At 46.5% G+C, this 19,051-nt stretch carries 9 protein-coding genes; 4 read left to right on the plus strand and 5 right to left on the minus strand.

Annotation, left to right across the window (positions count from 1 at the left end):
* Positions 1 to 16 precede the first annotated feature (16 nt).
* The 4 genes from nusA (at position 17) to truB (ending at position 5,687) form a co-directional block, all read left to right on the plus strand.
* Positions 17 to 1,504: a transcription termination factor NusA gene (nusA, locus tag F0231_RS12760; protein WP_171760114.1), complete on the plus strand. Its 1,488-nt coding sequence runs from the start codon at positions 17 to 19 to the stop codon at positions 1,502 to 1,504.
* Positions 1,505 to 1,526: 22 nt separating this feature from the next.
* Positions 1,527 to 4,214 (plus strand): translation initiation factor IF-2, encoded by a 2,688-nt coding sequence (gene infB / locus F0231_RS12765; protein ID WP_171760115.1) that lies wholly within the window; start codon positions 1,527 to 1,529, stop codon positions 4,212 to 4,214.
* Positions 4,215 to 4,326: 112 nt separating this feature from the next.
* The gene (gene rbfA / locus F0231_RS12770) at positions 4,327 to 4,734 is read left to right on the plus strand and encodes a 30S ribosome-binding factor RbfA (RefSeq protein WP_171760116.1); all 408 of its coding nucleotides are present in this window, start codon (positions 4,327 to 4,329) and stop codon (positions 4,732 to 4,734) included.
* Positions 4,734 to 5,687, plus strand: a complete 954-nt coding sequence (gene truB, locus F0231_RS12775; RefSeq protein ID WP_171760117.1) for a tRNA pseudouridine(55) synthase TruB — start codon at positions 4,734 to 4,736, stop codon at positions 5,685 to 5,687. Before rbfA ends, truB begins: the two co-directional genes overlap by 1 nt.
* Before the next feature lie 62 nt (positions 5,688 to 5,749).
* Here the strand turns inward: truB and F0231_RS12780 are convergent, their stop codons facing one another.
* The 5 genes from F0231_RS12780 to gltB (F0231_RS12800) form a co-directional block, all read right to left on the minus strand.
* Positions 5,750 to 6,178 carry a DUF1499 domain-containing protein gene (locus F0231_RS12780; protein WP_171760118.1) on the minus strand — a complete coding sequence of 143 codons (429 nt, stop codon included), beginning with the start codon at positions 6,176 to 6,178 and terminating at the stop codon, positions 5,750 to 5,752.
* Positions 6,179 to 6,281: 103 nt separating this feature from the next.
* Positions 6,282 to 7,694 (minus strand): FAD-dependent oxidoreductase, encoded by a 1,413-nt coding sequence (locus F0231_RS12785; protein WP_171760119.1) that lies wholly within the window; start codon positions 7,692 to 7,694, stop codon positions 6,282 to 6,284.
* Between the two features lie 20 nt (positions 7,695 to 7,714).
* Positions 7,715 to 12,178 (minus strand): glutamate synthase large subunit, encoded by a 4,464-nt coding sequence (gene gltB, locus F0231_RS12790; protein ID WP_171760120.1) that lies wholly within the window; start codon positions 12,176 to 12,178, stop codon positions 7,715 to 7,717.
* A gap of 430 nt (positions 12,179 to 12,608) precedes the next feature.
* Positions 12,609 to 14,078 (minus strand): glutamate synthase subunit beta, encoded by a 1,470-nt coding sequence (locus tag F0231_RS12795; protein ID WP_171760121.1) that lies wholly within the window; start codon positions 14,076 to 14,078, stop codon positions 12,609 to 12,611.
* Positions 14,078 to 18,625, minus strand: a complete 4,548-nt coding sequence (gene gltB, locus F0231_RS12800; RefSeq protein WP_171760122.1) for a glutamate synthase large subunit — start codon at positions 18,623 to 18,625, stop codon at positions 14,078 to 14,080. Before gltB (F0231_RS12800) ends, F0231_RS12795 begins: the two co-directional genes overlap by 1 nt.
* Between the last annotated feature and the right edge of the window lie 426 nt (positions 18,626 to 19,051).

A 19,051-nucleotide genomic window follows, 5' to 3' on the forward strand; every position in this document is an offset into this window, starting at 1 on the left:
TCAGAGGCTATTTAAAATGAGTAAAGAAATTTTAGCGGTAGTAGAAGCGGTATCGAACGAGAAAGCGGTACCTCGTGAACGTATCTTTGAAGCCCTTGAAATTGCTCTAGCGACTTCGACTAAGAAGAAGCATGAAATGGAAATCGACGTTCGCGTTGAAATCGACCGTAAAACGGGTGAGTTTGAAACTTTCCGCCGTTGGTTGATCGTTGAAGACGTTGAGAACCCAACAAAAGAGATCTCTCTTGACGCGGCTAAGTTCGAGAATGAAGAACTAGAACTTGGTGACTTCGTTGAAGATGACATCGAGTCAGTAACGTTTGACCGTATTACGACTCAAACTGCTAAGCAAGTTATCGTACAAAAAGTACGTGAAGCTGAGCGTGCACAAATCGTAGAACAGTTCATCGATAACGAAGGTGAGCTGGTAACAGGTGTGGTTAAGAAAGTTAACCGTGAAACTGTTGTTCTAGATTTAGGCAACAACGCTGAAGCTGTTATCCTACGTGATGACCAGCTTCCTCGTGAAAACTTCCGTCCAGGTGACCGTGTTCGTGGTCTTCTGTACAAAGTTGCTCCTGAAGCACGTGGCTTCCAGCTGTTCATCACTCGCTCTAAGCCAGAGATGCTAGCAGAACTATTCCGTGTAGAAGTTCCTGAAATCGCTGAAGAGATCATTGAGCTTAAAGGCGCAGCTCGCGATCCAGGTTCTCGCGCTAAGATCGCAGTGAAAACAAATGACAAGCGTATTGACCCTGTTGGTGCGTGTGTTGGTATGCGTGGTGCACGCGTACAAGCGGTATCTGGTGAGCTTGGTGGTGAGCGTATCGATATCGTTCTTTGGGATGATAACCCAGCTCAATTTGTTATCAATGCAATGGCTCCAGCTGATGTTGCATCAATCATCGTTGATGAAGATGCGAACTCAATGGATATTGCCGTTGAAGCAGATAACCTAGCACAAGCTATCGGCCGTAACGGTCAAAACGTACGTCTTGCATCTCAACTAACTGGTTGGGAACTAAACGTAATGACAGTTGAAGACCTTCACAAGAAACACGCTGAAGAGTCTCAAGCTGCAATTGAAGGCTTCATGAAGCACCTAGACATCGAAGAAGACTTTGCTCAACTGCTTGTTGAAGAAGGCTTCTCTACTCTAGAAGAAGTGGCTTACGTGCCAGTAAACGAGCTTCTTGAAGTTGATGGTCTAGATGAAGACCTAGTAGAAGAACTACGTAGTCGTGCTAAGAATGCACTAACCACTCTTGCTCTTGCACAAGAAGAGTCTTTCGATGGCGTTGAGCCAGCAGAAGACCTACTTGCTCTTGAAGGTCTAGAGCGTGAGATGGCATTCAAACTGGCAGCTAAAGGTGTAGCAACACTAGAAGACCTAGCTGATCAGGGTATTGATGATATCGAAGGTATTGAAGGTCTAACCGAAGAACGTGCGGGTGAGCTAATCATGGCAGCTCGTAATATCTGTTGGTTCGGCGAAGACGCATAATTTTCAGCAAGGAGGAAGCGGCATGACACAAATTACTGTTAAAGCACTGAGTGAAGAAATTGGAACTCCAGTGGACCGCTTGATCGAACAACTTGCTGATGCTGGTATGAAAAAAGCGAGTAGTGATCAAGTATCTGATGAAGAAAAGCAGACGCTTTTGACTCACCTTAAAAAAGAGCACGGCGACACTTCAGGTGAAGCTGAGCCAACTCGCTTAACTCTACAGCGTAAAACTCGCAGTACACTAAGCGTGAATGCAGGTGGCGGCAAGAGTAAGGATGTTCAAGTAGAAGTACGTAAGAAGCGAACTTACGTGAAGCGCAGCACTATCGAAGACGAAGCAAAACGCGAAGCTGATGAAGCAGCGAAACGTGAAGCGGAAGAGCTTGCGAAACGTGAAGCTGAGGAAGCAGCGAAACGTGAAGCTGCAGAGAAAGCACAACGCGAAGCCGATGAGAAAGCGAAGCGAGAAGCGGATGCAAAACGCGAAGCTGAAGATAAGGCAAAACGCGCACAAGCTGATAAGGCTAAGAAAGACATGAATGCAAAAAATGCAGAAGTGAATACTCAAGCGAAGAAAGAAGCTGACGAACTAAAACGTCGTCAGGAAGAAGAAGCACAGCGTAAAGCTGAACAAGAAGCTGAAAAGCTTGTTGAAGAAGCACGTAAGCTAGCGGAAGAAAACGAAGTTCGCTGGACTGAAGCTGAGCAGAAGAAGAAAGAGCTAGAAAACTCTGACTACCACGTAACGACGTCTACTTACGCTCGTGAAGCTGAAGATGCAGCTGACCGTAAAGAAGAAGGCGGCCGTCGTAAGAAGAAGAAAAAAGCTTCTAACAATGATGACCAGAACCGTGGTGGCCGTAACCAACGTGGTGGCAAAGGCCGCAACAAAGGTAAACTGGCTAAGCCTGCATCAATGCAGCAAGGTTTTGATAAGACAGCAACCGTTGCTAAAGCTGACGTTGTAATCGGCGAGACAATCGTTGTTTCTGAACTTGCTAGCAAGATGTCTGTTAAAGGCACAGAAGTCATCAAAGTAATGATGAAGATGGGCGCAATGGCGACTATCAACCAGGTAATTGACCAAGAAACAGCACAGCTAGTTGCTGAAGAAATGGGTCACAAAGTTATCCTGCGTAAAGAAAACGAACTAGAAGAAGCGGTACTAAGCGATCGTGACAACAACGCTGAGTCTGTTCCTCGCGCTCCAGTTGTTACTATCATGGGTCACGTTGACCACGGTAAAACTTCTACACTTGACTACATCCGTAAAGCACACGTTGCTTCAGGTGAAGCGGGCGGTATTACACAGCACATCGGTGCATACCACGTTGAAACTGAAAACGGCATGATCACGTTCCTTGATACTCCTGGACACGCGGCGTTTACAGCTATGCGTGCTCGTGGTGCTCAAGCGACAGATATCGTTGTTCTTGTTGTAGCTGCAGACGATGGCGTAATGCCACAAACAATCGAAGCGATCCAGCACGCGAAAGCGGCAGGTGTTCCTCTGATTGTTGCAGTAAACAAGATCGATAAAGAAGATGCGAACCCAGATAACGTTAAGAATGAGCTTGCTCAGTACGACGTTATTCCTGAGGAGTGGGGCGGTGAGAACATGTTTGTTCACATCTCTGCGAAACAGGGTACGAACATCGAAGGCCTACTAGAAACTATCCTTCTACAATCTGAAGTTCTTGAGCTTACAGCGGTAGAAGAAGGCATGGCGTCTGGTGTTGTTGTTGAATCTCGCCTAGATAAAGGTCGTGGTCCAGTTGCAACGGTACTAGTTCAGTCTGGTACTCTTAACAAGGGCGATATCGTTCTTTGTGGTCAAGAGTACGGCCGTGTTCGTGCAATGCGCGACGAGAACGGCCAAGAAGTTACTTCTGCAGGCCCATCTATTCCAGTAGAGATCCTAGGTCTTTCAGGCGTACCAGCTTCTGGTGATGAAGCAACTGTAGTACGTGATGAGCGTAAAGCACGTGAAGTAGCGAACTACCGTCAAGGTAAATTCCGCGATGTTAAACTAGCACGTCAACAGAAAGCGAAACTTGAGAACATGTTCTCTAACATGGCTGCTGGTGAAGTTGCTGAGCTTAATGTTGTACTTAAAGCAGACGTTCAGGGTTCTGTAGAAGCAATCGCTGACTCTCTACTGAAACTGTCTACTGACGAAGTTAAAGTGAACATTGTAGGTTCTGGTGTTGGTGGTATTACGGAAACTGATGCAGTACTAGCAGCAGCTTCTAACGCTATCATTCTAGGCTTCAACGTACGTGCTGATGCAACTGCTCGTCGTACTGTTGAGAACGAGAACCTAGACCTACGTTACTACTCAATCATTTACCAATTGATTGACGAAGTGAAACAAGCAATGGGCGGTATGCTTGCTCCAGAATTCAAGCAAGAGATCATTGGTCTTGCTGAAGTACGTGACGTATTTAAGTCACCTAAACTGGGCGCAATCGCTGGTTGTATGGTTACTGAAGGTCTAATTAAGCGTAACAACCCAATCCGTGTTCTACGTGATAACGTTGTTATCTACGAAGGTGAACTAGAGTCACTTCGTCGCTTTAAAGATGATGTTCAAGAAGTTAAGAACGGCTACGAATGTGGTATCGGCGTTAAGAACTACAATGATGTTCGCGTTGGTGACCAAATCGAAGTATTCGAAATCGTTGAAGTTAAACGTACTCTTGACTAATTGACTATAATTACTGCTTAGTCCTTGATGAATAAGCAGTAATTGGTTGTTGAATACGCCATGGGGGGCTGGTTACGACCATCCCCCCATTCTTTCTAATAAGAGAAAAGATATGTCAAAAGAATTTAGCCGCACGCAGCGTGTTGCACAGCAGCTGCAAAAAGAACTTGCGATGATCCTTCAGCGCGAAGTTCGTGATTCTCGTCTAGGCATGGTGACCATTTCTGATGTAGAAGTGTCTCGTGACCTAGCATACGCAAAAGTATTTGTTACTTTCCTGTGTGTTGGTGAGCAAACGCCAGAGTCTTGCCTTGAAGCATTACGTGAGCACGAAGTTCACATTCGTATGATGCTAGGCAAGCGTATCCGTCTGCGCCTAACTCCAGAAGTTCGTTTCCACTACGACAACACACTTGTAGAAGGTATGCGCATGTCAAACCTAGTGTCTGAAGTCGTTAGCGAAGACAAGCGCAAGCAACACGATTCAGGTCGTGAAGACGAACAGGCAGGTGAAGAGTAATGGCTCGTCGTCGTAAAGGTCGTCCAATTAATGGTGTTGTCCTTCTGGATAAACCAACAGGCATTTCATCCAATGATGCACTGCAAAAAGTGAAGCGAATTTACTTTGCAGAAAAAGCAGGTCATACCGGTGCTCTGGATCCCCTAGCGACAGGTATGCTGCCAATCTGCCTTGGTGAAGCTACTAAGTTTTCTCAATTCTTGTTGGATTCAGACAAGCGTTACCGAGTGATTGCTAAGCTAGGTGAGCGTACTGATACGTCAGACTCTGATGGTGAAGTAGTAGAAACTCGTCCAGTTGATGTTTCTTTAGAGAAGCTCGAAGCATGCATTGATAAGTTCCGTGGTGAATCTGACCAAGTTCCTTCAATGTTCTCTGCATTGAAATATCAAGGCAAGCCGCTTTACGAATATGCACGTAAAGGTATTGAAGTACCTCGTGAGTCACGCAAAATTACCGTGTACGAAATCGTTCTTCACCGTTTTGAAGGTGATGAAGTTGAGATGGAAGTACATTGTTCAAAAGGGACTTACATCCGTACTATTGTTGATGATCTTGGCGAAATGCTAGGTTGTGGCGCACACGTGACGATGCTTCGTCGTACTGGTGTAGCGAAATACCCATACGAGAAGATGGTGACGCTTGAGCAGCTCAACGAACTATTAGAGCAGGCGCATCGTGATGAAGTGGCACCAAAAGAGCTGCTTGACCCATTGTTGCTACCTATGGACACGGCAGTAGAGGATTTACCTGAAGTAAATCTGAATGCTGAGCTGACTAATTTGGTTCAGCACGGTATGCCAGTTCAAATATTGGGTGCACCAGAAGGGACACCGCTTCGTATGACCTCAGGTGAAGAGAAGCTCTTTATCGGTGTTGCTGAAGTTAATGCCGATGGCAAGGTTGCGCCTAAGCGTCTTGTTGTTTTCCGCGAAGAAGTGGAAGCAGAGTAATTTCACTCAGCAATGATAAAAACCGAAGCATGTGCTTCGGTTTTTTTGTATCCAGTAAACGGTTATTTAATTAGATTATCCGCTTTGAGTAGTGCTCTTAACTCGTCGGCTCGTTTGCGGTTCACGCCAAAATCCGAGTACCCGACACGAGACTCAGAACGAACGAGCAATTGATCCCCTTCGATTTTTAACTCTAAGTCATCCACGAAACGCATAATCTTTGAGGTGCATTCAATGCGCAGATATCCTTCTTCTTTAACGGCCGTTTTTGCACCTGATAACTTCAATGCTGATTGTTCAATCGCGTCAATATTGGCATCCGTTGTAATGGTGAAAGGAGCCAATTGGTACTGTTCACGACTGTCTTGAGTGGATACACAGTTGGGCTTATCACCACATGGTGATGCAGTACGATCCGTCATTGTTTGGACTCCTTGGCTACAAGCGGTTAAACCCAACACGGTGAGCGAGAGGAGAGCGACTTTCTTCATGCTGAATTCCTATTTTTTATTTTGAGCTAATTATATGTAGAGAAAGAAAAAAGGATCCATAAATAGGACCCTTTTGTGACATTGATTGAGCATTCAGACTGAATTAAACCTCTAGGTAATCAAGAATCCCTTCGGCAGCTTTACGCCCTTCATCGATGGCGGTCACCACAAGATCTGATCCTCTTACTGCGTCGCCGCCAGCGAAAATCTTCTCATTGGTTGTTTGGAACATAAACTCTTGATCGGATGGAGCGGTAATGCGACCCCATTGGTCGAACTCAACTCCATAAGGCTCAAGCCAGCTCATTTGATGCGGTTGGAAGCCAAATGCCATGATGACGGCATCGGCCTCGAGGACATGCTCACTACCTTCAACGGGTTCTGGGCGACGGCGTCCTGCTTCGTCAGGTTCTCCAAGGGCAGTCTTAACCACTTTAACCCCCGATACTTTACCTGAGCTGTCTAACTCAAGACCAAGAGGCTGTAGGTTGAACATAAAGTTAACCCCTTCCTCCTTGGCATTTTTTACTTCGCGGCGTGAGCCCGGCATATTCGCTTCATCACGGCGATAGGCACAAATAACATGGTCGGCGTTTTGGCGAATAGAAGTACGAACACAGTCCATTGCGGTATCGCCACCACCAAGAACGACAACCTTTTTGCCTTTCATATCGATGAACGGTTTATCATCTTCAAGATCCATTACCTTGTATGTATTGGAAATCAAAAATGGTAGTGCATCATAAACGCCCGGCGCATCTTCATTTTCTAGACCTGCACGCATATTTTTGTAAGTACCAACACCAAGGAAGACAGCGTCATAGTCATCAACAAGCTGTTGCATTGGAATGTCCTTACCCACTTCAATATTGAGTTGGAATTCAACCCCCATCTCTGTGAAGACTCTTCGGCGATTTTCCATGACGCCTTTTTCCAGTTTGAATGACGGAATACCAAAAGTGAGGAGGCCACCAATTTCTGGGTAACGGTCAAACACCACAGGTTTAACCCCGTTGCGCACTAGAATGTCAGCTGCTGCTAAACCGGCGGGGCCAGCTCCAATGATCGCGACCTTCTTATCCGTCCATTCGACTTTCGACATGTCTGGCTTCCAGCCCATCTCGAATGCTTTGTCGGTAATGTATTTTTCGATATTACCAATGGTCACTGCACCGAAGTCGTCATTGAGCGTGCACGAACCTTCACAAAGTCGGTCTTGGGGACAAACGCGCCCACACACTTCAGGCAAACTGTTGGTTTGGTGTGAGAGTTCAACCGCTTCAATAATTCGTCCTTCGTTGGCCAGTTTTAACCATTGAGGGATATAATTGTGTACTGGGCATTTCCATTCACAGTACGGGTTACCACAATCTAGGCAACGGTCAGCCTGAGCGGTTGCCTGTTGCTTAGTAAAGGGCTCGTAGATCTCAACAAATTCAATCTTACGAATCTTGATCGGTTTCTTTGCAGGGTCGACGCGTTGAACATCAATAAATTGGTATACGTTCTGGCTCATGATCTTACATCCTCCATGATTTATTGGGCTTGAACGCGCAGTTCTGCGGCGCTGCGACTTTGGTGACCAAGCAGAGTATTCAGATCTGCAGCTTTTGGTTTCACCAAGTAGAACTTTGGAATCCATTCATCAAAGTTCGCCAAAATATCTTCAGCATGTACTGAGCCTGTCTCCTCGAGATGCTCTGCGATTAATCCGCGCAGGTGTTCTTGATGGATGTAGAGATCTGACAGTGAAACGGCTTCGACTGACTCTTCATTGACACGGCCTTGGAAGTCATCATTCTTGTCCAGAACGTAGGCAAAACCACCAGTCATACCGGCACCGAAGTTTACGCCAGTTGCACCAAGAATAGCGACAATACCACCCGTCATGTATTCACAGGCATTATCACCAGCGCCTTCAATGACTGCGATAGTCCCCGAATTACGAACGCCAAAACGCTCACCAGCTGTACCCGCTGCAAATAATTTGCCTCCAGTCGCGCCATATAGGCAGGTATTACCTATGATGGTTGCTTCGTTACACTTAAACGCCGTGCCTTGGTGAGGTTTGATGACCAGCTTTCCGCCTGCCATGCCTTTACCAACATAGTCGTTGGCGTCGCCTGTTAGGTAGAGCTCGACACCACCGGCATTCCATACTCCGAAGGATTGACCGGCCGTACCATCAAGATGAAGTTTGATAGGGTGAGCTGCCATGCCTTGATTGCCATAACGCTTTGCAATTTCACCAGACAAGCGAGCACCAATCGATCTATCGGTGTTGATCACGTTGTAGAAGAAGTCTGCTGACTGTTTTGCTTCTACGGCGCTCAATGCATCTTCGATAATCTTTTGGTTTAGTTCGGCCTTATCAAACGGTGCGTTTGGCTCCGTCCAATACAAAGGATGATTTTGCGGTGATACAGGAGCTTCCAGAATGCCCGATAAATCGAGTTTGCTCTGTTTCGCTGTCAGGCCTTCAACTGCTTCAAGTAGGTCGGTGCGGCCAATTAGGTCTGTGAGCTTTTCTACACCAAGCTGAGCCAGCAACTCACGCACTTCATCAGCGAGACCGACGAAGTAGTTTATGACCATTTCAGGTAAGCCTTTGAAGTACTCTTTACGCAGTGTTTCGTCTTGGGTCGCAACACCAGTCGCACAGTTGTTCAAGTGACAGATACGTAGGAATTTACATCCCATAGCCACCATAGGGGCCGTACCAAAGCCAAAGCTCTCAGCACCCAAAATAGCCGCCTTCACGACATCTAGGCCTGTTTTTAAGCCGCCATCGACTTGCAGACGAATTTTATGACGAAGTCCATTCGCGACGAGTGCTTGCTGAGTTTCGGCTAACCCTAGTTCCCATGGGCTTCCTGCGTATTTCACGGATGTGAGAGGGCTAGCTGCAGTACCGCCATCATAGCCAGAGATAGTGATTAAATCGGCATACGCCTTAGCAACGCCAGTCGCGATGGTTCCTACACCAGGTTCAGAAACCAACTTAACGGAGACAAGTGCTTTTGGATTAACCTGCTTTAGATCGAAAATAAGCTGAGCTAAATCTTCAATCGAATAGATATCATGGTGTGGCGGTGGTGAAATGAGTGTCACCCCTTGCACCGAATATCGCAGCTTTGCGATTTCTGCTGTCACCTTATGTCCAGGTAATTGACCACCTTCGCCAGGTTTCGCACCTTGGGCGACTTTAATCTGCAATACATCAGCATTGGTTAGATAGTGTGGCGTGACACCAAAGCGGCCAGACGCGATCTGTTTGATACGAGAGTTACGTTCAGTACCGAAGCGGCGAGGATCTTCACCACCTTCACCTGAGTTCGAGTATCCCCCAAGACGATTCATCGCAGTCGCAAGTGCTTCGTGAGCTTCTGGACTCAGGGCACCGATAGACATGGCTGCCGAGTCAAAACGTTTGAATAGCTCAGTGCTTGGCTCAATCTTTTCAAGCGGCAGTGGGTTGTCTGACTTTTTCAACTTCATCAGGTCGCGTAGCATAGCTGCGGGGCGTTCGTTCACCTGTTTGGCAAAGCTCTTATAATCTGAAGATTCCCCTGATTTCACTGCTTGTTGCAGTGTGCCGACCACGTCAGGGTTATAGGCATGGTATTCGCCACCGTGAACATATTTAAGCAAACCACCGTGTTCGATTGGCTTGCGTTTTGCCCAAGCTTTACGGGAAAGGTTATAGATGTCCTGTTCAAAGTCTTCAAAGTTGGCGCCTTGAATACGAGTTGTGACACCGCTAAAACACAGGTCAACCACATCTTGGCTCAGACCGACAGCCTCAAACAGCTGAGAACAACGGTAAGAAGCAATCGTCGATATGCCCATTTTAGACATGATCTTGTAGAGGCCTTTATTGATGCCGTATTGATAGTTTTGCATCACTTCACGGTAGCTCTTTTCAATCGCACCATCGTCAATGACTTTACCTAGAGCCTCATAGGCAAGGTACGGATACACCGCCGTTGCACCAAATCCAAGTAGTACAGCAAACTGATGAGGGTCACGAACACTACCAGTTTCAGCGATAATGTTGGCATCACAGCGAAGGTTTGCCTCAATTAAGCGACGTTGAACCGCACCAACAGCCATTGCTGCAGGAATCGGTAACAGCCCTTTAGTTAAACTCTTGTCTGACAGAACAACAAGGACGGTACCATCTTGAACGGCCGCTACTGCTTGCTCGCAGAGATCTTGAATGGCTTTTTCTAGATCTTTTTCGTCTGGATCATAGTTAATATCGATGATTGTGCTGCGGTAATGTTCATCATTGAGACCGAGTAGTTGCTGCATATCAGAATAAAGCAATACAGGAGAACCAAATGTAACTCGGTGAGCGTGACCATCTGTTTCGCAGAAAACATTCATCTCTTGACCAATGCTGGTCGCCAAAGACATGACATGCTTCTCACGAAGTGGATCAATTGGCGGGTTGGTTACCTGTGCAAACTTCTGACGGAAGTAATCAGTGACTAAACGTTCTTTTGAGGACAGAACAGCCATTGGCGTGTCATCACCCATTGAGCCGACAGCTTCTTGGCCCATATCGCCAAGCACACGTAGAACTTGATCGACCTCTTCGTTGCTCATTGCAAACTGCTTTTGATACGTTTTGAGCTGGTCGTTATCAAAGCTTCGCTGACCAACTTGATCGTCAGGCAGTTCTGAAAATGGTGTGAGCTTATGGACGTTGTTTTCCATCCATTCACGATAGGGGTGGCGACCTTTTAGGTCATTATCAATTTCACTTGATTGCCACAGCTTGCCTCTGCGGGTATCAACAACAAGTAACTCACCAGGACCAACACGACCTTTCTCAGCAACTTCGTCAGGAGCGTAATCCCAGATGCCGACTTCGGAAGCTAGGGTAATCAGTTTATCTTTGGTAATGACATAGCGAGCAGGGCGCAGACCATTTCGGTCTAGGTTACAGGCAGCGTAGCGTCCATCGGATAAAACGATGCCTGCCGGGCCATCCCATGGCTCCATGTGCTTAGAGTTAAAGTCATAGAAAGCACGAAGATCTGGATCCATATCTGGGTGATTTTGCCATGCTGGTGGCACAAGCATTCGCATCGCTCGGAATACATCCATACCGCCAGCTAAGAATAGATCAAGCATATTATCTAGGCTTGATGAGTCTGATCCTGTTTCATTAACAAACGGTGCTGCGGTATGAAGATCCGGCAGTAAAGGCGAAGAAAACTTGTAAGCGCGGGCGCGAGCCCATTGACGGTTACCTTCGATCGTATTGATCTCACCATTGTGTGCTAAGTAACGGAAAGGCTGAGCAAGTGGCCAGCGTGGTTGAGTGTTGGTTGAGAAACGCTGGTGGAACAGGCAGATCGATGACTCCATGCGAAGATCGGCAAGATCTAAGTAAAATCTTGGTAGATCGGCGGGCATACATAAGCCCTTATAAACCATTACTTGGGTCGACAAGCTACAGATATAGAATTCGCTATCATCAACAATCTGTTTCTCGATACGGCGACGGGCAATATAAAGCCTACGCTCGATATCGCGCTCACGCCAACCGGCAGGCGCAGAGATAAACACTTGTTGAATATTAGGTAGTGAGTCAGCGGCAATGGGGCCAAGAACCGCGGAGTTGGTTGGCACTTCACGCCAGCCAGAAACAGTGAGAGTCTCTTTAGCAAGTTCTTGGTTTATAATATCTTTCGCGGCTTGAGCTTTGATTGGATCTTGGTTGAAAAAGACCATTCCGATGGCGTACTGTTTGCCAAGGTTAAAGCCATTTTCTTCTGCGATTAGCCGCAGATAAGAGTCTGGTTTTTGTAGCAACAAGCCACAACCATCACCTGTTTTACCGTCTGCAGCGATACCGCCGCGGTGGGTCATTCGGTCGAGTGCCGAAATAGCGGTACGTACTAATTTGTGGCTTGGTTCGCCTTCCATGTGTGCAATCAAGCCAAATCCACAGTTATCTTTTTCAAGATTTGGATCATATAGAGCCATTGCAATTCTCCCTTTGCTTCACCTGCCTTCCCGACAGAACTACCAACATTAAAAGGGTTGGTATATATGACTAACTATGCGTTCTAATTGTTATATATAGAATATATATGCATTAAATATCTTTAAGATATTTAACAAAACTCGAGAAAATCATTTTCATCGACTTCACAACGTATAGGTTGTTGTGAAAAAGGTCAAGTTCTTGGTGGAAAATCATGTCAATGTGCGATTTACCACGTAATAAGCTGTAATTATTTATATAATTCAGAAGGTTAAGATTGTTATTGTTACATTTTTGCAACAAGTGGTGTTTTGAGGAAATAAAAAAGACCAGCACAATGTGCTGGTCAAGTTGGAAAGTTTGGAAGGAATGATTATTTTTGCTTAGCCACCTAGAATCAACTGATGAAATTAACTCAGTGGCTAGGCGTTATGCTGAAAGCATTAGTGAATCTGCTTTCGCTTCTAGGTTTGAATTACCCATTAGGTAATCGTCGATAGCAATCGCACACTCACGACCTTCGTTGATACAACGTACAACCAAAGATTGGCCAGTACGCATATCACCTGCTGCAAACACACCTTTTTGGTTCGTTGCAAAGCCGTCAGTCGCAACGTTTCCACGATCATCCAGTTTGATATCCAGTTGAGCAAGTACACCTGTTGGTTCTGGGTGTAAGAAGCCCATCGCTAGGAATGCCATATCACATGGGATAACACGCTCAGAATTCGCAACCTCTTCAAAAGTAGGGCGCTCACCTGGTGCTGCATCTTTCCATACGATATCAGCAATGCGTAGACCTGTTACTTGACCTTCATCGTTACCAATGAACTCTTTAGTCAGGATGTTCCAATGACGATCACAACCTTCTTCGTGAGAAGTGGTTGTCTTCATGATCATTGGGTATTGAGGCCAAGGCATGTTTGCTGGGCGTTTCTCTGGTGGGATCGGCATGATCTCAACCTGAGTAACACTTGCTGCTTTATGACGGTTAGATGTACCAACACAGTCAGAGCCAGTATCACCACCACCGATCACCACAACATGTTTGTCTTTCGCGTGAATTTCTTCAGCTTTAAGATCCAAGTCGTTTGCGCGGCGGTTGTTTTGACCTAGGAATTCCATTGCGAAGTGAACGCCTTTCAGTTCACGACCTGGAACAGGAAGGTCGCGTGGAACCGTTGAACCACCTGTTAGCAGTACAACATCGAACTCTTGACGAAGCTGCTGTGCATTCACGTCTACGCCGATGTGTTGATTTACTTTGAACTCAACGCCCGCATCAGCCATTAGGTTGATCTTACGATCAATCACGTCCATACCCAGTTTGAAGTCTGGAATGCCGAAGCGCAGTAGACCGCCAACTTTCTCATCACGCTCAAATACCGTCACTGAGTGACCAGCACTGTTTAGCTGCTCTGCCGCGGCAAGACCTGCAGGGCCAGAACCGATGATCGCAATAGTTTTACCTGTACGAGAACGAGGTGTTTTAGGCTTTGCGTACCCTTCACGGTACGCAGTTTCTACAATTGTTTTCTCGATGTTACAGATAGTGATTGGGTCTTGGTTGATACCCAGTACACATGCGCTCTCACAAGGAGAAGGGCACACTCGACCAGTGAATTCAGGAAAGTTGTTGGTTGAGCTTAGAATGTTCCAAGCTTCTTCCCAACTGTCACGGTAAACCGCGTCGTTAAATTCTGGGATGATGTTACCAATCGGACAACCGCTGTGACAGAAAGGAACACCACAGTCCATACAACGAGAAGCCTGAGTATTGATCTTGTCACCAAACTCTTCGTTCAGAACGAATTCTTTGTTGTCTTCAATACGAACCGAAGGGTCGAGCTTCTTTGGAAGCTCGCGACCATGTTCTAAAAATCCAGTAGGCTTACCCATTATACTGCCTCCACTTGTTCCGTTTGTGCTTGCTCTGCTTCAGCCTTACGCTTTTGAAGTACCGCCTTGTAATCACGTGGCATTACCTTAACCATGGTTTCTAGGCTTGCTTCAAAGTTGTCTAGGAAAGACTGAGCAACTTCACTTCCTGTGAATTGAACTTGCTTAGTTAGCATCTCTTTCAGTAGTTCGCGATCTTCCGCTTCGATTGGATCTAGGTCTACCAATTCAGGGTTTAGCTTGGTTTCGAAGTCGCCTGACTTATCCCAAACGTAAGCCACACCGCCACTCATACCAGCTGCAAAGTTGCGACCTGTCGAGCCAAGGATTACTGCAACACCACCTGTCATGTATTCACAACCGTGGTCACCCACACCCTCAACAACCACTTTCGCGCCTGAGTTACGTACACAGAAACGCTCACCCGCCATACCACGAATGTAAGACTCACCCGATGTAGCACCGTAGAAACATACGTTACCAACAACGATGTTGTCTTCAGCGACGATGTCAGATTTCGCGTCTGGGTAAAGTACTAACGTACCGCCAGATAGGCCCTTACCCCAGTAATCGTTCGCGTCGCCTTCTACTTCGAACTTCACGCCCTTAGCTAGGAATGCACCGAATGATTGACCAGCAGAACCGTTGAACTTCACATTCATTGGCTGTGGTAGACCAGCGTCTTTGTAAACCTTGGAGATTTCGTTCGACAGCATGGTACCTGCAGAGCGGTCCGTGTTGATGATAGGGAATTCAGCATTCACTGCTTCACCTTTTTCAAGTGCTGGGATAGCCGCTTGAATCAACTTACGGTCTAGAACTTCTTCTAGGTTGTGGTTTTGTTGTGTTTGGTTGTACACGCCATCTTCTTCACGAGCTTGCTCGATATGAAGCACTGGAGAAAGATCTAGGTTCTTGTACTTCCAGTGGCCGATGTCATCACGAACTTTCAGTTTGTGTGATTGACCTACCATCTCATCGATAGTGCGGTAACCAAGTTCAGCCATCACTTCACGTAGGCCTTCAGCCATGTATTGGAAGAATGTCACTACGTCTTCTACCCGGCCATCGAAGCGCTCACGTAGTGTCTTGTTCTGTGTTGCGATACCAACAGGACAGGTGTTCTTGTGACACTTACGCATCATGATACAGCCTTCAACAACCAGTGCTGCTGTTGCTACGCCCCACTCTTCTGCACCTAGCAGTGTTGCTACTGCAAGGTCACGAGGTGTCTTCATCTGACCATCAGATTGAACCACGATACGGTTACGTAGGCCGTTCTTGATCAGTGTCTGGTGCGTTTCTGCTAGACCCAGTTCCCAAGGTAGACCAGTGTGACGGATAGACGACATTGGTGATGCACCTGTACCGCCATCAAAACCTGCGATAAGAACTACGTCAGCTTTCGCCTTAGCAACACCTGATGCGATGGTACCTACACCAGCTTCCGATACTAGTTTCACGTTGACGCGACCAGCACGGTTTGCGTTCTTCAAGTCGTAGATTAGCTGAGCCAAATCTTCAATTGAGTAGATATCGTGGTGTGGTGGTGGCGAGATTAGACCTACGCCCGGAGTCGAGTGACGAGTTGCACCGATCCAGTCATCAACCTTATCACCTGGTAGCTGACCACCTTCACCTGGTTTCGCGCCTTGAGCCATCTTGATTTGTAGCTCATCTGCGTTAGTTAGGTAGTAAGACGTCACACCAAAGCGGCCTGAAGCAACCTGTTTGATTGCAGAGCGCTCCCAATCGCCGTTCTCTTTACGCTCGAAACGAGTTGGGTCTTCACCACCTTCACCAGAGTTAGACTTCGCGCCAATGCGGTTCATCGCTACTGCTAGTGTTGAGTGTGCTTCGTAAGAGATCGAACCGAATGACATTGCACCTGTTGCGAAACGCTTCAGGATGTTCTCGATTGGCTCTACTTCTTCTAGCGGGATTGAACCTGCTGGGTTCTTAACAAAATCTAGCTGGCTACGCAGTGTTGCTGCGTTATCGCCTTGGTCGTCAACCGCTTTCGCGTATTTCTTGAACTGAGCGTAGTCTTTGTTACGTGTAGACTCTTGTAGTAGTGAAATAGTCTCAGGGTTAAACAGGTGTTTCTCACCACGCTGTTTCCACTGGTAAACACCACCCACATCTAGAACTTGTACTGGGATTTCACGAGTTGGGTAACCAATGCGGTGACGTACAAGCACTTCTTTCGCGATATCGTCGATCGTTAGACCTTGGATACGTGAAACTGTACCAGTGAAGTATTTATCAACTACTGATTTGCTGATACCCAGTGCTTCAAAGATCTGTGCACCGTGGTAAGACTGCAGTGTTGAGATACCCATCTTCGAGAAGATTTTTAATAGACCACCGTTGATAGACTTACGGTAGTTCTCGAATAGCTCACGAATATCTGTGTTTGGATCCAGCTTCTTAGTACGCTGTAGCTCAACCATAGTTTCGATAACTAGGTATGGGTTAACTGCGTTTGCACCGTAACCGACTAGTGTTGCAAAGTGGTGTGTTTCACGTGCATCACCTGTCTCAACCACAATGTCACACTTCGCACGTAGACCCTTACGGATTAGGTGGTGGTGAACTGCGCCAACCGCCAGCATTGCTGGGATAGCTGCGTGGTTAGAGTTCACAGCGCGGTCAGTTAGAAGGATGATTGAGTAACCGTCGATTACCGCATCTTCTGCATACTGACAGATACGCTTAAGTGCACGCTCTAGCTTGCCTTCGTCTTCATTTGCTTGGAATACGATGTCTAGCGTCTTCGCTTGAAGGTGCTCGTTATCGATAGCACGTAGTTTTTCTAGCTCAGAGTTAGAAAGAACTGGCGACTCAAGCTCTACTTTTTGACAGTGTTCTGGAGACTCAGCAAGAAGGTTCTGATCTTTACCTAGGTAAGTGTTCAGAGACATAACCATACGTTCACGAATCGGGTCGATAGGCGGGTTAGTTACCTGAGCAAACAGCTGTTTAAAGTAGTTTGATAGATGTTGTGACTGGTGCGAAAGAATCGCTAGTGGCCAGTCGGCACCCATTGCAGAAAGTGGCTCTTTGCCGTCTTTCGCCATAGGTACGATGATCTCGTTAACTTCTTCTGAGCTGACACCAAACGCTTGCTGCTTGTGCAGTAGCTTCTCTGGTGAAGGCTGGCTGAATTCGTTGCTCGCATCTGGCAGCTTTTTCAGGCTCAGTAGGTTCTCTTCAACCCACTTCTCGTAAGGCTGCGCTGATGCAATGCCATCTTTCACTTCTTCATCAGAAATGATGCGACCTTGCTCTAGGTCAGCGACGAAGATACGGCCTGGTTGTAGGCGACCGCGGAACTCAACGTTCTCTGGTTCGATTTCAACAACACCAGACTCTGAAGCCATGACTAGGAAGTCATCTTTGGTCACTGTGTAGCGAGAAGGACGTAGACCGTTACGGTCAAGCGTTGCACCTACTTGAACACCGTCTGTGAAACATACTGATGCTGGGCCATCCCATGGTTCCATTACGTTCGCGTGGTATTGGTAGAACGCACGACGAGTTGGATCCATGTTTTTGTTTTCTTGCCATGCTTCAGGGATCATCATCATCAACGCATGTGGCAGGCTGCGACCAGATAGAACTAGGAGCTCAAGTGCCATATCGAAGTTAGATGAATCTGAGCTGCCTTCCTGACAGATAGGAAGTAGCATGTCGATCTCAGCCTGAGTGAACAGGTCTGATTCGATGATCGCTTCACGGGCTTTCATCCAGTTCAGGTTACCGCGAACTGTGTTGATTTCACCGTTGTGAGCGATGTAACGGAAAGGCTGAGCTAGACGCCAACGCGGGAATGTATTGGTAGAGAAACGAGAGTGAACAAGCGCAAGGGCACTCACCATCGTTGGATTCTGTAGATCTAGGAAGTATTGCGGTACTTGCTCTGTTGTCAGCTGACCTTTGTAAACAACCGTCTTGTAAGACATAGAGTTGATGTAGAAGTCATCACCGATATTCGACACGCTTTCAAGACATACGCGAACTGTGTAGTTACGTAAGACGTAAAGTTTACGCTCTAGCTCTTCAGGGGTAATGCCTGGGCCACCAGAAATGAACACATGCTCAAATTGAGGTTCTGTGCTTAGAGGATCAGCACCAATCATCGAGTTGTCGGTTGGAAGAACGCGATAACCAATCACGTCTAGTTCAAGGCGCTTAGCGTTGCGCTCAAGAATGTCGCGACATTGTGCGCGTTTGTGTTCGTCTTTAGGGAAAAGTACAACACCAACACCGTACTTTTCAAAAGAAGGTAGCTTGATACCAAGCTGAACCGCTTCTTCTAAAAGAAACTCGTGGGGTTTTTGTAGCAAGATACCGGCACCGTCACCCGAGCAAGGGTCACACCCTTGACCGCCACGGTGTTCCATACGAGCAAGCATATCAAGTGCTTGCGTAATTACTTCGTGCGATTTGCGGTTTTTTAGGTGAGCAACAAAACCGATACCACAAGCGTCATGCTCCAGTTCTGGAGTATATAGACCTTGTGAACTTTGCTCTCTATCTACCATGGATACATCCTTCCAGTTCAAATAGGCGCAATGAGGCTAGTCGAAACTAGTTCTACGTCCTGTCCTTTATTTTTATGATTCGAAGTCTGCCTAGGGTGGCGACTTTGATTCCATTCCGTATCTCGCAGAAAAATATTGCGAGAAAAACAATCCTTGGTGTAATCCCGTTTTTATTTATCACAATCTAGTGATTTATATAGGTGGGAGTGGGAAAACACCGATAGTTTGCCGAGCTTCTATGTAATTAATTACACAAAAAACAGCAAAATCTGTAAGTATCCTACAATTTAGTTAGGCGGAAATGCAATCAAAACTCGATCTTGTTGCCCACTTTTTTCGTTGTTTAAATGAATAGTTTGTTTAACTTTTGCGTAACATTTGGCTTGAGGCACGTTATTTCTGCATGTTTATTGACTTTGGTTAACT

Origin of the sequence: Vibrio sp. RE86 (assembly GCF_013114545.1) — a bacterium.
GTDB lineage: Bacteria > Pseudomonadota > Gammaproteobacteria > Enterobacterales > Vibrionaceae > Vibrio.